This is a genomic window from Sphingomonas phyllosphaerae, from assembly GCF_036946485.1.
Classification (GTDB): Bacteria; Pseudomonadota; Alphaproteobacteria; order Sphingomonadales; family Sphingomonadaceae; genus Sphingomonas; species Sphingomonas phyllosphaerae_E.
The window spans coordinates 780,336-793,848 of sequence record NZ_JAQIJA010000005.1; the positions used below are offsets into that span (position 1 = coordinate 780,336).

A 13,513-nucleotide genomic window follows, 5' to 3' on the forward strand; every position below is an offset into this window, starting at 1 on the left:
CGCGCGATGCCAACGCCCGCCGCCATCTTGACGTGCAACGCGCGGACGCGGAGAATATGGCGGTATTTTCTGACATCGTTGGGGGTTCGGGATGGCAAGCCGTGTCGACGCGCCGTTGTGGCGTGAGACGGTCAAGGCCGGGGCGTTGCGCAGCGGGGCGTTGATCGTCGCCACCGCCTTGTTCGTGCTGACGGTGGCGATGGCGGTGGCGCTCGTCACCTATCGCCCCGGCGACGCCTCGCTCAACACCGCCGCGGGCGGCGTGACCGGCAATCTGCTCGGCAGCCCCGGTGCGTGGTTCGCCGATCTCGCGCTGACGCTGTTCGGCCCGGCGGTGGCGTTGCTGCTGCCGGTCGCGCCGATCGTCGCGTTGCGGCTGTGGCGGGCGCAGCCGGCGGGGGACGGCTGGCGGATGCTGCGCAACGCCGCGATCGGTGTCGCGCTTATGGCTGTGACGCTGACCTGCGTCGCGCCGGGCGCGGTGCCGGCGTTGCCCTTCGGCTGGGGTGGTGCGGTCGGCTCGGGTATCGTCGGCGCGATCCGCTCGGGCGTCGCGCTGATCGGCAATCCGCAAGTGACATGGTGGAGCGTGCTCGCGCTCGGGCTCGTCACCGGCATCGCCGGCGCGATCCTGTGGGGGCGCAGTCTCGAGATCGATCTGGCGCGGTTCACCCCCTCCCCGCGCCTGCTGCGCCGCCGCGCTCGCGACGACGCGGATGGCATCGACGAGGCGGCGTTCGATGACGTGCAGGAAGATGACGACGCCCCCTTCGCGCTCGCGCGCAGCCCTGCGCCGCGCGCGGTGGCGCAACCGGACAACCGCCCCGCTCCGGTCATCAGCGATCGCACGACCTCGCCGTCGCTCGCGCCGCCCAAGCCGCAGCAGCGGCTCGACCTACGCGATACGTTCGTGTTGCCATCGCTCGACCTGCTCACCCCCCGCGCCGGCGAATCAAAGCAGCCCGATCGACAAGGCGGGGCTCGAGCGTAATGCGCGGCTGCTCGAAACCGTGCTCGATGACTTCAAGGTGCAGGGTGCGATCACCGAGGTTCGCCCTGGCCCGGTCGTGACGATGTACGAGCTGGAGCCCGCGCCGGGCACCAAGGCGAACCGGGTCATCGCGCTCGCCGACGACATCGCGCGCAACATGTCCGCGATCTCCGCGCGCGTCGCGACGATCCCCGGCCGATCGGTGATCGGCATCGAGCTGCCCAACACCAAGCGTGAGACCGTCTCGCTCCACGAACTCGTCGCCAGCCAGGCGTTCGAGGACCAGACCGCGCAGCTTCCGGTGATCCTGGGGAAGAACATCGCCGGCGATCCGGTCATCGCCGATCTCGCGCCGATGCCGCACCTGCTGGTCGCGGGTACGACCGGCTCGGGCAAGTCGGTCGGTCTGAACGGGATGATCCTGTCGCTGCTCTACCGGCTGACCCCGGACCAGTGCCGGATGATCATGATCGATCCCAAGATGCTCGAACTGAGCATGTACGACGACATCCCGCACCTTCTGTCGCCGGTCGTCACCGATCCTGCCAAGGCGGTGCGCGCCCTGAAATGGGCGGTCGAGACGATGGAGGATCGCTACCGCCAAATGTCGTCGGTCGGCGTGCGCAGCCTTGCCAGCTTCAACGACAAGGTCCGCGCGGCACGCGCCAAGGGTACCCCGCTCGGCCGCCGCGTGCAGACCGGCTACGGCGAGAACGGCCAGCCGATCTACGAGGAGGAGCAGCTCGATTATGACGTGCTGCCGCAGATCGTCGTCATTGTCGACGAGCTTGCCGACCTGATGATGACCGCCGGCAAGGAGGTCGAATTCCTGATCCAGCGGCTGGCGCAAAAGGCGCGCGCGGCGGGCATCCACCTCATCATGGCGACGCAGCGGCCGTCGGTCGACGTCATCACCGGCGTTATCAAGGCCAACCTGCCGACGCGCATCAGCTTCCACGTCACCAGCAAGATCGATTCGCGCACCATTCTCGGCGAACAGGGCGCGGAGCAGCTCCTCGGGCGCGGCGACATGCTCTACATGCCCGGCGGCAAGGGCATCGTTCGCGTCCACGGTCCCTTCGTCAGCGATGACGAAGTGCGCGCGGTCACCGATCACTGGCGGTCGCAGGGCCAGCCGGACTACATCGGGTCGGTCACCGAGGAACCCGCCGAGAGCTTCGCGCTGGAAGGCGCCCCGACCGGTGAGGATTCGGCCGAGGACCAGCAATATCGCGCGGCCGTCGCGATCGTCTGCGGCAGCCAGAAGGCGTCGACCTCGTGGCTGCAGCGACAATTGCGGATCGGCTACAATTCCGCCGCACGGTTGATCGAGCGGATGGAGAAGGAAGGCGTCGTCAGCCGCCCCGACCATGTCGGCCGCCGCGAGGTGCTGCGCGATACCGACGGCAATCCGGCGTGATCCGATCACCCTCTCCCTTACGTCGCCCCGAAGCTGATCCGGGGCGACGTGGAGGGTCGGGGTAGCCGGCGGACCGACCTATCCCAGATGCTCGGCGAAGAACGCCGCCGTCCGCTCATCGGCGAGCCTGGCCGCTGCATCGGAACGACGCTTGCCGAACTCGGTCGCAAAGCCGTGATCCTCGCCGGGATAATCGTAGAGCGTCACCCGCGCATGATCGTCGAGCCCGGCGTGCATCGCCGCCTGCGTGTCCTTGTCGACGAACCCGTCCTCGCCCGCGATATGGAGCAGCAGCGGCTTGGCGATCGCGTGCTTTTCACCGAGCAGCCCGTCGATCCCGACCGCATAATAGCCGACGCTCGCATCGACGTCGGTCCGCGCCGCGGTCATATAGGCCAGTCGCCCGCCGAGGCAGTAACCGACCGCGCCGACCTTCGTGACGCCCTCGCTCCTCGCAAAGCGGATCGCCGCTTCGAGATCGCGGATGCTCTGGTCCTGATCGAACTGCCCCATCAGCGATAAAGCGCGCTGCATCTCCGGCGCGATGTCGGGATCGAGCGAGATGCCGGGTTCGATCCGCCAGAACAGATCGGGCGAGATCGCCAGATACCCCGCTTCTGCCAGCGTATCGCACTTGCGACGGATCCCGGCGTTGATCCCGAAAATCTCCTGAATCACGATGATCGCCGCCCGTGGCGTGCCCGCTGGTACGGCGCGATAGGCCGGCATCGCGCCGCCATCCAGCGCGGTGATCGAGATCGTATCGGTCATCTGGTGCATCTCCCTATCGGATCACGCCCATAAACCACGGCCGCTCGCAAAGTGCCACGGCTGGGCCGTTGCGGCGGACCGGCGATCGCGGGCATAGATCGGGGGTCGCCACCGCGCCCGGCGGCGCGAGCGAGGAATGCAGCCATGAAGGTCACGATCGAGGTTGATTGCACGCCGGAGGAAGCGCGGCGGATGATGGGCTTGCCCGATCTCACTCCGCTCCACGACCATTTTCTGACCCGGATGCGCGAGACGATGGACGGCCAGGCCGCATCGCCCGAGCTGGTCAGCGCGATGTTCCGCAGTTGGGCTCCGGTCGGCGATGCCGGCATGGACTTCTGGCGACAGCTTTTTTCGAGCGGCACCAAGCCCGGCGCATGACCGACACGATCTTCGCCTTGTCGAGCGGCCGCCCGCCGGCGGCGATCGCCGTCGTGCGGGTCAGCGGCCCACAGGCACGAGCAGCCGGCATCGCTATCGCGGGCACGTTGCCCCCGCCCCGGACCGCGGCGATGCGGCGGTTGCGCGATGCAGCCGGCGAGACGCTCGATCAGGCGCTGGTGCTCTTCTTTCCCGGACCCGCGACGGCGACGGGTGAGGATCTGCTCGAACTTCATCTGCATGGTGGCCGCGCGGTGGTCGCCGCGATCGAAGCCGAACTCGCGCATCATTCCGGGTTGCGGCTTGCGGAACCCGGTGAGTTCACGCGTCGCGCGCTGGGCAACGGAAGGCTCGACCTCGCGCAGGCCGAGGGGCTCGCCGACTTGCTGGAAGCGGAAACCGATCTGCAGCGCCGCGCCGCTCTGGCGATGGCGGAAGGGGCGCTAAGCCGGGTGGTCACCGGTTGGCTCGACCGCCTGAGCATGGTGGCGGCACGGGTCGAGGCCGAGCTTGATTTCGGCGACGAGGACGAAATCACCCGCGCGTCGGCCTTCGACCTCCCTGCCCTCGTGGCGCCAGTGCGCATCGAGATGGAGCAGATGCTCAGCCGACCTCCCGTCGAGCGGCTAAGGGACGGCGTGGTGGTGGTGCTGGCGGGGCCGCGCAATGCGGGCAAGTCCTCGTTGTTCAACGCGCTGTTGGGGCGAGATGCGGCGATCGTCACCGACATCGCGGGTACGACCCGCGATGTGCTCGAGGCTGCCGTCGTGCGCGGCGGCCTGCCGTTCCGACTGGTCGATACCGCGGGACTGGTCGGGGAAACGGCCGATCCGATCGAGGCGATCGGCATCGCTCGGGCTCAGGCGCTGCTTGGTACGGCCGACTTGATCCTATGGCTCGGAGAGCCCGCCGAAGCGCCTGAGGGATCGCTGCGGGTTGGCGCTCGATGCGATGAGACGCATCACGACCCTGCCTCATTTCACCATCTCGTCTCGATCCACGACCCCGCTTCAATCGACGCATTATGGGAGACGGTGTCGAAACGGGCTCGGGCGATGCTTGGCGATGGCGGGTCAATCATGCCCCATGATCGCCATCGCCGCCTGATCGCGGAGGCGATTGTCGAACTCGAGGCGATCAACGGCAACGACATTCTTCTCGATGCAGAGCGTCTTCGGGTTGTGAACAGCAGGCTCGGGACGCTACTGGGGCGCGATGCGACCGAGATGATGCTGGATGCGCTGTTCGGTCGCTTCTGCCTTGGGAAATGAGTGTTCCACGTGAAACGTTATGATGTGATCGTCGTGGGCGGCGGCCATGCCGGTACGGAGGCCGCCGCAGCCGCCGCGCGCCGTGGCGCGAAGGTGGCGCTGCTGTCGCAGTCGCTCGCGCAGGTCGGGACCATGTCGTGCAATCCCTCGATCGGCGGTCTTGGCAAGGGACATCTTGTTCGTGAGGTCGACGCCCTTGACGGCCTGATGGCCCGTGCCGCTGATGACGCGGGCATCCATTATCGGATGCTCAATCGGTCCAAAGGGCTCGCGGTGCAGGGGCCGCGGCTTCAGGCCGACCGTCGGCGCTATCACGCGTCCATCCAGCGCCAACTTGCCGCCTATGAGAACCTCGATTGTCTCGAGGGCGAAGCGACGTCGCTTCGCATAGTGAATGGGCAGGTCGCCGGGATTGGCCTCCCCGACGGCACTACCATCGCCGCCCGCGCTGTCGTGCTCGCCACTGGTACCTTCCTGGGCGGCCGGATCTTTCGCGGACTCGACCGCGCTCCCGGCGGCCGCATCGATGAGCGGCCCGCCAACCAGCTTGGGACGCAGCTACGCGAGCTGCGATTGCCGATGGGCCGGTTGAAGACCGGTACGCCACCGCGAATCGATGGCCGAACGATCGACTGGGCGCGACTTGAGCCGCAGCCGTCCGATCAAGAGCCATGGCGCATGTCGCCGATGTCCAGGGGGGCACGCCTCCCCCAACTCGCCTGCGCGATCACGCGGACCTCCTCGGCGACGCACGACATCATCCGCGTCGGATTGGAAACGTCGCCGCTCTTCACGGGTGCGATCGAGAGCGGCGGGCCGCGATACTGCCCGTCGATCGAAGACAAGGTGCATCGCTTCGGCGATCGCGACGGGCATCAGATCTTCCTCGAACCGGAGGGGCTCGATGACCACCTCGTCTATCCCAACGGCATCTCCACCTCGTTATCCGTCGAGGTTCAGGATCAGATGGTCGCATCGGTGGCTGGGTTGGAGCGCGCCCGGATCGCGCAATATGGCTATGCGGTGGAATATGACTATATCGATCCCCGCGCGCTCGACCACCGGCTGGAGATGGCCACCCTTCCCGGCTTATTCTGCGCCGGGCAGTTGAATGGCACGACCGGCTATGAAGAAGCCGCCGCGCAAGGCGTGATCGCCGGTGCAAACGCTGCCGCTGCCGCGTGCGACCTGCCCCCGGTCATCATCGATCGTGCACGCGGCTATATCGGTGTCATGATCGATGATCTGGTCCTTCAGGGGGTCAGCGAACCCTATCGTATGCTCACCGCGCGCGCCGAATATCGTCTGGCGCTTCGGGCGGACAATGCCGAGGCAAGGCTGTCCGAATGGGCCGGGTCACTCGGTCTCCTGACCGCCGAGCGAAGCGACCATCTCATCCGTCGTATGGCAATGCGTCACGCCGCTGCGCAAGGCGACGTCGAGCACGTGGATCCCGAGCTTGTCCGCGAGCTGGAAGAGGATCGCCGCTATGCCCCCTATATCCAGCGTCAAAGCGACGAAATCGCGCGGATGCGCCGTGACGGCGGTGTCGCGATCCAATCCGATCACGCCACGCTGACCGCTATCCCCGGCCTATCGACCGAGATGATCGAGCGCCTCGAGCGTGCGTCACCCAGGACGCTGGATGAAGCATCACGGGTGCGCGGCGTTACACCGGCAGCGCTTGCCGCATTATGGCTCCATTCAAGGCGACGGGCATGACCGAGGAAGACGCAATTGGCTGGTGCCGCGCGCGGTTCGGCACGCCGGTGACAGAAAAGCTCGATGCCTTTCGCGCCTTGGTGCTTGAGGAAAACGACCGCCAGAACCTGATCTCCCCGGCATCCAAGGAGGTGATCTGGAGCAGGCACATCGTCGACTCAGCGCAGTTGATCGATCATTCTCCAAGCGACGCTGCCACATGGTTCGACATCGGCTCCGGCCCCGGCTTTCCCGGCATGGTGATCGCCATCGCCACTGCCCTCTCCGTCACGCTGGTCGAACCACGCGGGCGGAGAACGGACTTCCTCCATTCGGTAGCCCAGATGATTGGTGTCCCGAATGTCGTGGTGAGCAAGGCGAAGGCGGGGGCAGTCACCGGCGCGGCGGACGTTATTAGCGCGCGAGCCGTGGCGAGCATTCCAAACCTTGTCGCCATGACGACCCATTTGCGTCACGACCGGACACGAATGATCCTTCCGCGTGGTCAGAATGGTGGTAGTGAGATAGCGACGCTACCGGCAAAGTGGCGCAATATGTTTCACGTGGAACAAAGCATCACGGACGCCGGATCGGTGATCGTGATCGCCGATGGAGTGAGAACCTGATGTTCTGCATCGCGGTGGCCAATCAAAAGGGTGGCGTCGGCAAGACGACCAGCGCCATCAACCTCGCGACCGCGCTGGCAGCTTCCGGCCACCGCGTCCTGCTGGTCGATCTGGACCCGCAAGGTAACGCCTCTACCGGGCTCGGGATCAGCCAGGCGCAGCGTCAGCGTTCCAGCTACGACGTTCTGATCGACAGTGACGGCGTCGCCGATGCGGTGGTGGCCACCGAAATCCCGCTGCTCGACGTGCTTCCCGCGACGGTCGATCTCTCCGGTGCGGAAATCGAGCTTGTCGAATTCGAGCAACGCACCCATCGGCTCCGTCGCGCTTTCGAGGTGGCGACCCGTTCATGGGACATCGTCCTGATCGATTGCCCCCCCTCGCTCGGCCTGTTGACGATCAACGCAATGGTCGCCGCCGATGCGCTGTTCGTGCCCTTGCAGTGCGAGTTCTTCGCGCTGGAGGGGCTCAGCCAGCTTCTCAATACCGTCGAGCGCATTCGATCGCGCTTCAATCCTTCCCTCGCCATCCTCGGGGTCGCGCTGACGATGTTCGATCGTCGCAACCGCCTCACCGAACAGGTGTCGAACGATGTGCGTGCGGTGCTGGGCAATGTCGTGTTCGACACCGTCATACCGCGCAACGTCCGTCTTTCGGAAGCGCCGAGCCACGGATTGCCCGCATTGATCTACGATCACAAATGTAGTGGCTCGGAGGCCTATATCGCCTTGGCGCGGGAGTTGATCCGCCGCCTGCCGCAAATGGAGAATGAAGCAGCGTGAACGACTTCGTTTCCCGTCGTGCCAAGGGTGGTCTGGGCCGCGGCCTCAATGCGCTGCTCGGTGACGTCGCTCAGGACGAGCGTGACACCGGCGAGAAGGGTCCGGCCCGCGGCGCGGTGCGGATGATCCCGGTATCGGCGATCGCCCCGCACCCGGAACAGCCGCGTCGGCATTTCGACGAAGCCGCGCTCGACGAACTCGCCGCTTCGATCGCGCAGCGCGGCGTCATCCAGCCGATCATCGTCCGGCCGCATGGTCATGACTTCCAGATCGTCGCCGGCGAACGTCGCTGGCGGGCCGCACAGCGGGCGCGACTGCACGAGGTTCCGGTCGTCGTCCGCGACTATTCTGACAGCGAGACGCTACAGATCGCGCTGCTCGAAAACATCCAGCGCCAGGATCTCAACGCGATCGAAGAAGCGCGCGCCTATCAGCGGCTGCTCGACGAATTCGGACACACGCAGGATGAACTGGCGCGCGCCGTCCACAAGTCGCGCAGCCATGTCGCCAATCTGTTGCGATTGCTCGATCTGCCAGCGGAAGTGCAGGCGCAGGTCGTCGAAGGCAAGCTGGCGATGGGACACGCCCGCGCGTTGGTCGGCGCCGCCGATCCCATTGCCTTAGCCGATCAGGTGCTCACCCAGGGTCTATCGGTTCGTCAGACCGAGAAGCTCGCCAGTCAGGACAAGCACGGCGCCCCTACCTCGCGCGGCACCGCGCCGCGCGGGGGCCAACGTCGCCTCGACCGGTGGCGGAAGCGCGGACATCGAGGCGCTGGAGCGCCAACTCGCCGATCTGCTCGGCTTGCGGGTCACGATCGCGTTCAACGATGATGGCCGTGGCTCGATAACGCTCGACTACAGCTCGCTCGAGCAGCTCGACATGGTGTGCCAGCGGCTCAGCGGCGAGCGGATCTAGCGCGCCGATCGCGCCAGCCGCAGCAGGAACGTGTCGGCGATCACCCGCCCGGCCGGGCCGGCCGCGATCACGTCGCGCTCCGCACGCCGCGCGGCCTGTTGCGCGGCGGCCAGCATGGGCAGGGTCCAGCGACGAAGCGCCGCGTTGGTCGCGGCCTCCTCACGCCAGAACACACGGTGGCGCTTCAGCACCTGATCCGCCCCCTCGCCTGCATCCACCGCCGATCGCATCTCCGCCAGCATCACCAGCCGGCGGCCCAGGGCGCGCAGGATCGGGATCGGCGAGGCATCGGGTCCGCTCATCCGGCGCAACCCGTCGACGAGCACGTCGACCTGTCCCGCGGTGATCGCAAGCACCACTTCGCCGATCTCGCCCTCGGCGATCTCCGCCCCGATCGCCTCCAGCGCGGCGTCGTCCGCATCAACCGGGCGATCGGGCGCCGCGTCCAGATAGAGCGCCAGCTTCTCCACCTCGCGCATCATCACCGCACGATCGCCATCGCTGCCACGGATGATGCGCTGAACGGCGCTGCCCGACAGCCGCAGGCCCGCACCACGCGCGAGATCCGCGACGATCGCCGCCGCATCGCGCGCGCCGGGCGGGTAGCAGGCAAACGCCAGCGCCCGATCCGAATCGATCGCTGCCTTCACCAGCTTGCCGGTTGCCTTCACCGAGGGCGCGAGCACGATCGCCGGATTGCCGGCACGCTCGGCCACCAGCAGCGCGGTCACTGCCTCCAGCACCTCCTCGCCCGCGCCGGTGACCCGCACATATCGCGCCCCCCCGAACAGCGACAGCGCCGCCGCCTCGTCGGCCAGACGCGCCGGATCGCCACGCAGCGTCGCGCCATCCAGATCGACGCGCTCGGCGCCCTCTCCCATGCCCCTCGCCAATCGCGCGACGAACGCTTGCGCAACCGCCTCGTCGGGGCCGTGGAGCAGATAAACGCGAATATCGGCAGGTGGTCGGTCGAGCGCCGCCGTCAGCCGCGCCTCGGTCGCCTTCATGACTTCGGCGGCTGGGTCCGCCGCGCATAGAGCGCCAGTCGCGCGACGATCTGGTCGGCGATCGTCTCCGACAGCCGCTCCAGCGCGGTGCTCTCCGCCGCGATCGTCGCATATTCGGAGCCGACGACGTCGATGCCCGCATCGGACCCCGCCGTCGCGTCGAGAACCACCGAGCCAGTGGCGGCATCGATCAACTGATAACGCGCGCGCAGCGTCCGCCGCTCGCGCGCCACCGAATCGTCACTGCGCGCGCCAAGACCGACGATCTTGTCGTCCAGCCGCACGTTGAGCCGGTAGCGTGCGGCTCCGCCGCCGATCGCCTTCAGCCGCTCGTTCAATGCGCCGCCGACCAGCCAGCCGGCCTTGCCATCGATCGGCGCGACCTCGACCTCGCCCAGCGTCGCCGCGATCGGTCCCGACCCGCCGCCGGTATAAAGCGGGGTCAGCCCGCATCCGCCGAGCGGCACCCGCCGCCAGCAGCGCCAAGATCAGAGCCGCGCGCCCGGTCACGCGACGAGATTCACGAGTCGATCGGGCACCACGATCACCTTGCGCGGCGTCTTGCCTTCCAGCGCCCGGATGACCTTCTCGGACGCCAGCGCCGCCGCCTCGGCGTCCTCCTTCGCCAGCCCCTTGGGGAGCGTCAGCGTGTCGCGCAGCTTGCCGTTGATCTGCACCGCGATCGTCACTTCATCTTCGACGAGCAGCGCCGCATCGACCGCCGGCCAGGCAGCGTCGGCGATCAGGCCGCCGTCACCATGCGCCGCCCACGCCTCTTCGGCGATATGCGGCGCCATCGGCGCGACCAGCCGCATCAGCGTCGCGATCGCGGCGTCGCGCGAGGCCGACGGCGCGGCCTTCTCGATCGCGGCGACCAGTTCGTACAGCTTGGCGACGGCCTTGTTGAACGACAGCGCCTCGATCGCGGCGGCGACATCGGCGATCGTGCGGTGCAGCTTGCGGTCGAGCGCGACATCGCTGCCTTCGCCGGCCTTCTCGCTCTCGAACAACCGCCACAGCCGCTGGACGAGGCGCCACGCACCCTCGATGCCGTTCTCGCTCCACTCGAGATCGCGCTCGGGCGGGGAGTCGGAAAGCATGAACCAGCGCACCGCGTCCGCGCCATATTGATCGACGATCGGTTCGGGATCGATCGTGTTCTTCTTGGACTTGGACATCTTCTCGACGCGACCGCGGATGATCGGGATCGCCCCGCCTTCCTCGGTCTGGAAGAACAATGCCCCGCCCTCGCCGACGCTGAGGTCGGCGGGCGACACCCAGAGCGCACCCGGTGGGCCGTCGTGATCCGGGATGTCGAGCTTGTACGTCTCGTGCGTCACCATCCCCTGCGTGAACAGGCCGGTGAACGGCTCGGCGAGATCGATCAGCCCGACATGCCGCAGCGCGCGCGTCCAGAAGCGCGCATAGAGCAGGTGGAGGATCGCATGTTCGACCCCGCCGATATACTGCCCGACCGGCAGCCAGCTCTCCGCCACCGCCCGGTCGAACGGCCGGTCTTCGGGCTGGCTGGCGAAGCGAATGAAATACCACGACGAATCCGCGAAGGTGTCGAGCGTATCGGTATCGCGCAGCGCATCGGCCCCGCACGTCGGACAGACGACGTGCTTCCACGTCGGGTGGCGATCGAGCGGGTTGCCCGGCACGTCGAAGGTCACGTCCTCCGGCAGCTTCACCGGCAATTGCGCGCGCGGCACCGGCACTTCGCCGCACGTCGCGCAATGGATCACCGGGATCGGCGTGCCCCAGTACCGCTGGCGGCTGACCCCCCAGTCACGCAGGCGATAGACGGTCGAGCCCTGCCCCCAGCCACCCGCCTCGGCGCGCGCGATCACCTCGCGCTTGGCGGCGTCGATGTCGAGGCCGTCGAGGAACTGCGAATTCACCAGCCGTCCCGGGCCGCTATAGGCGGCATCCTCGTCGAACGCCGGGTCAGTCTTGTCGCCATCGGCCACGACACGGCGGATCGGCAGCTTGTACTTGGTCGCGAAGTCGAAGTCGCGCTGGTCGTGCGCCGGCACGCCGAACACCGCGCCGGTGCCATAGTCCATCAGCACGAAGTTCGCGATATAGACCGGCAATTCGCCCGCCCCGAACGGATGCGCGGCGGTCAGCCCGGTGTCGTAGCCGAGCTTCTCCTGCGTCTCCAGCTCGGCGGCGGTGGTGCCGCCCTGCTTGCAGCGCTCGATGAACGCCGCGGCGTCCGGGTCACGCGCGGCGAGCGCCTGCGCGATCGGGTGATCCGCCGCCACCGCGACGAAGCTGGCGCCGAACATCGTGTCCGGCCGCGTCGTGAACACCTCGACCGACCCGCCGTCCGACAGCGCGAAGCGGAACTGCAGTCCCTGGCTCTTGCCGATCCAGTTTTCCTGCATCAGCCGGACCTTGTCGGGCCATTGGTCGAGCGACCCCAGCCCCTCGATCAGCTCGTCGGCGAACTGCGTGATCTTGAGGAACCACTGGCTCAGCTTGCGCTTCTCGACCAGCGCGCCCGAGCGCCAGCCGCGCCCGTCGATCACCTGCTCGTTGGCGAGCACGGTCATGTCGACCGGGTCCCAATTGACCGCCGACTCCTTGCGATAGACCAGCCCGGCCTTGTAGAAATCGAGGAACAGCGCCTGTTCGTGGCCGTAATAGTCGGGCTCGCACGTCGCCAGCTCGCGCGTCCAGTCAAGCGCGAAACCCAGCCGCTTCAGCTGCGCCTTCATCGACGCGATGTTGGCGCGGGTCCAGTTGCCCGGATGCACGCCCTTCTCCATCGCCGCATTCTCGGCGGGCATCCCGAACGCGTCCCACCCCATCGGGTGGAGCACCTCATGCCCGGTCATCCGCCGATAGCGCGCGAGCACGTCGCCCATCGTATAGTTGCGGACATGCCCCATGTGGATCTTCCCCGACGGATAGGGGAACATCTCCAGCACGTAGCTCTTCGGCTTGGGGCTGTCGTCGCGCGCGGCGAAGGTGGTGCGCTCGTCCCAGACGCGCTGCCAGTGCGCATCGGCCTTCAGGGCATTGAAGCGGGTGGTCATTTGGGTCGTCGCCGCCTCAGCCGGTCACCGCACCGCGGCGCAGGTCGCGCGCGCGCGTCAGGATGATGTCTTCCAGCTTCTGCGTCGTCGCCGCCTCGACCGGCGACGCCACCCACTGCCCGCCGCGATTCACCTCGCGCAGCGCGGCAACACGCACCGCGTCGGCGCGGAGGTCCTGGTCGAGGATCGAGACGGTCACCTTCATCCGCTCGGTCGGGGTCTGCGGGTTGACGTACCAGTCGGTGACGATCACGCCGCCATTAGAATCGGTCTGAAGCAGCGGCATGAAGCTGAGCGTGTCGAGCGTCGCACGCCACAGATAGCTGTTGACGCCGATCGTCGTCACCTTCGACGCGGCGAGATCGCCGGCCGGCTTGCCGCCGCGCCCGCCGCAGGCCGACAGGCTCAACGACAAGGCAACAGCGGCCGACAGGCCAGCCGCGAGGCGCAAGGGGCGGAACATCGGCATCGTCCTTACAGGCAATTCGGGTAATCTTGCCCGCTCTACCCGCACCCTGTGCCCCCGGCAAGCGCGCCACAATGTGGACATGATGCAACAGGTCGCCGATAAAGAGTCGGGGCGGTAATAGACACGGAA

At 67.2% G+C, this 13,513-nt stretch carries 10 protein-coding genes and 2 pseudogenes; 7 read left to right on the forward strand and 5 right to left on the reverse strand.

What is annotated here, in order from left to right; genetic code table 11:
- The first annotated feature begins 91 nt into the window (after nt 1-91).
- A pseudogene (locus PGN16_RS12330) lies at nt 92-2,411 on the forward strand (DNA translocase FtsK).
- Between the two features lie 78 nt (nt 2,412-2,489).
- Here the strand turns inward: PGN16_RS12330 and PGN16_RS12335 are convergent.
- Entirely contained in the window at nt 2,490-3,182 is a 693-nt protein-coding gene (locus PGN16_RS12335) for a dienelactone hydrolase family protein (RefSeq protein WP_335309698.1), read from the reverse strand.
- Nucleotides 3,183-3,326: 144 nt separating this feature from the next.
- Here PGN16_RS12335 and PGN16_RS12340 point away from each other — a divergent pair, with 144 nt between their 5' ends.
- The 6 genes and pseudogenes from PGN16_RS12340 to PGN16_RS12365 all read left to right on the forward strand — a co-directional run bounded on the left by PGN16_RS12340 (nt 3,327) and on the right by PGN16_RS12365 (nt 8,861).
- The gene (locus tag PGN16_RS12340) at nt 3,327-3,563 is read left to right on the forward strand and encodes a DUF6489 family protein (protein ID WP_335309699.1); all 237 of its coding nucleotides are present in this window, start codon (nt 3,327-3,329) and stop codon (nt 3,561-3,563) included.
- A complete protein-coding gene (mnmE, locus tag PGN16_RS12345) occupies nt 3,560-4,834 on the forward strand; it encodes a tRNA uridine-5-carboxymethylaminomethyl(34) synthesis GTPase MnmE (RefSeq protein ID WP_335309700.1) in 1,275 nt (424 codons plus the stop codon). Before PGN16_RS12340 ends, mnmE begins: the two co-directional genes overlap by 4 nt.
- A gap of 9 nt (nt 4,835-4,843) precedes the next feature.
- Nucleotides 4,844-6,556 (forward strand): tRNA uridine-5-carboxymethylaminomethyl(34) synthesis enzyme MnmG, encoded by a 1,713-nt coding sequence (mnmG, locus tag PGN16_RS12350; RefSeq protein WP_335309701.1) that lies wholly within the window; start codon nt 4,844-4,846, stop codon nt 6,554-6,556.
- Nucleotides 6,553-7,161 carry a 16S rRNA (guanine(527)-N(7))-methyltransferase RsmG gene (gene rsmG, locus PGN16_RS12355; RefSeq protein WP_335309702.1) on the forward strand — a complete coding sequence of 203 codons (609 nt, stop codon included), beginning with the start codon at nt 6,553-6,555 and terminating at the stop codon, nt 7,159-7,161. Before mnmG ends, rsmG begins: the two co-directional genes overlap by 4 nt.
- A complete protein-coding gene (locus tag PGN16_RS12360) occupies nt 7,161-7,943 on the forward strand; it encodes a ParA family protein (protein WP_335309703.1) in 783 nt (260 codons plus the stop codon). The genes rsmG and PGN16_RS12360 overlap by 1 nt, the downstream gene beginning before the upstream one ends.
- Nucleotides 7,940-8,861, forward strand: a pseudogene (locus PGN16_RS12365) (ParB/RepB/Spo0J family partition protein). Before PGN16_RS12360 ends, PGN16_RS12365 begins: the two are co-directional and overlap by 4 nt.
- On the opposite strand, the gene holA reads toward PGN16_RS12365, so the two are convergent.
- The 4 genes from holA to PGN16_RS12385 are packed head-to-tail and all read right to left on the reverse strand — an operon-like array spanning nt 8,858 to nt 13,378.
- On the reverse strand, nt 8,858-9,868 hold the full coding sequence (gene holA, locus PGN16_RS12370) for a DNA polymerase III subunit delta (protein WP_335309704.1): 1,011 nt from the start codon (nt 9,866-9,868) through the stop codon (nt 8,858-8,860). The pseudogene PGN16_RS12365 and the gene holA overlap by 4 nt on opposite strands.
- Nucleotides 9,865-10,335 (reverse strand): LPS assembly lipoprotein LptE, encoded by a 471-nt coding sequence (lptE, locus tag PGN16_RS12375; protein ID WP_335309705.1) that lies wholly within the window; start codon nt 10,333-10,335, stop codon nt 9,865-9,867. Before lptE ends, holA begins: the two co-directional genes overlap by 4 nt.
- 39 nt (nt 10,336-10,374) lie before the next feature.
- A complete protein-coding gene (gene leuS, locus PGN16_RS12380; protein ID WP_335309706.1) occupies nt 10,375-12,915 on the reverse strand; it encodes a leucine--tRNA ligase in 2,541 nt (846 codons plus the stop codon).
- Nucleotides 12,916-12,931: 16 nt separating this feature from the next.
- Nucleotides 12,932-13,378, reverse strand: coding sequence for a DUF3576 domain-containing protein (locus tag PGN16_RS12385; protein WP_028967403.1), 447 nt, complete (start codon nt 13,376-13,378; stop codon nt 12,932-12,934).
- Nucleotides 13,379-13,513 lie beyond the last annotated feature (135 nt).

Bases quoted from the DNA above. Each gene is read 5' to 3' on its own strand.
- mnmE (WP_335309700.1), top strand. From the start codon at position 3,560: ATGACCGACACGATCTTCGCCTTGTCGAGCGGCCGCCCGCCGGCGGCG.
- PGN16_RS12340 (WP_335309699.1), top strand. From the start codon at position 3,327: ATGAAGGTCACGATCGAGGTTGATTGCACGCCGGAGGAAGCGCGGCGG.
- PGN16_RS12360 (WP_335309703.1), top strand. From the start codon at position 7,161: ATGTTCTGCATCGCGGTGGCCAATCAAAAGGGTGGCGTCGGCAAGACG.
- rsmG (WP_335309702.1), top strand. From the start codon at position 6,553: ATGACCGAGGAAGACGCAATTGGCTGGTGCCGCGCGCGGTTCGGCACG.
- leuS (WP_335309706.1), bottom strand. From the start codon at position 12,915: ATGACCACCCGCTTCAATGCCCTGAAGGCCGATGCGCACTGGCAGCGC.
- holA (WP_335309704.1), bottom strand. From the start codon at position 9,868: ATGAAGGCGACCGAGGCGCGGCTGACGGCGGCGCTCGACCGACCACCT.
- PGN16_RS12335 (WP_335309698.1), bottom strand. From the start codon at position 3,182: ATGACCGATACGATCTCGATCACCGCGCTGGATGGCGGCGCGATGCCG.
- PGN16_RS12385 (WP_028967403.1), bottom strand. From the start codon at position 13,378: ATGTTCCGCCCCTTGCGCCTCGCGGCTGGCCTGTCGGCCGCTGTTGCC.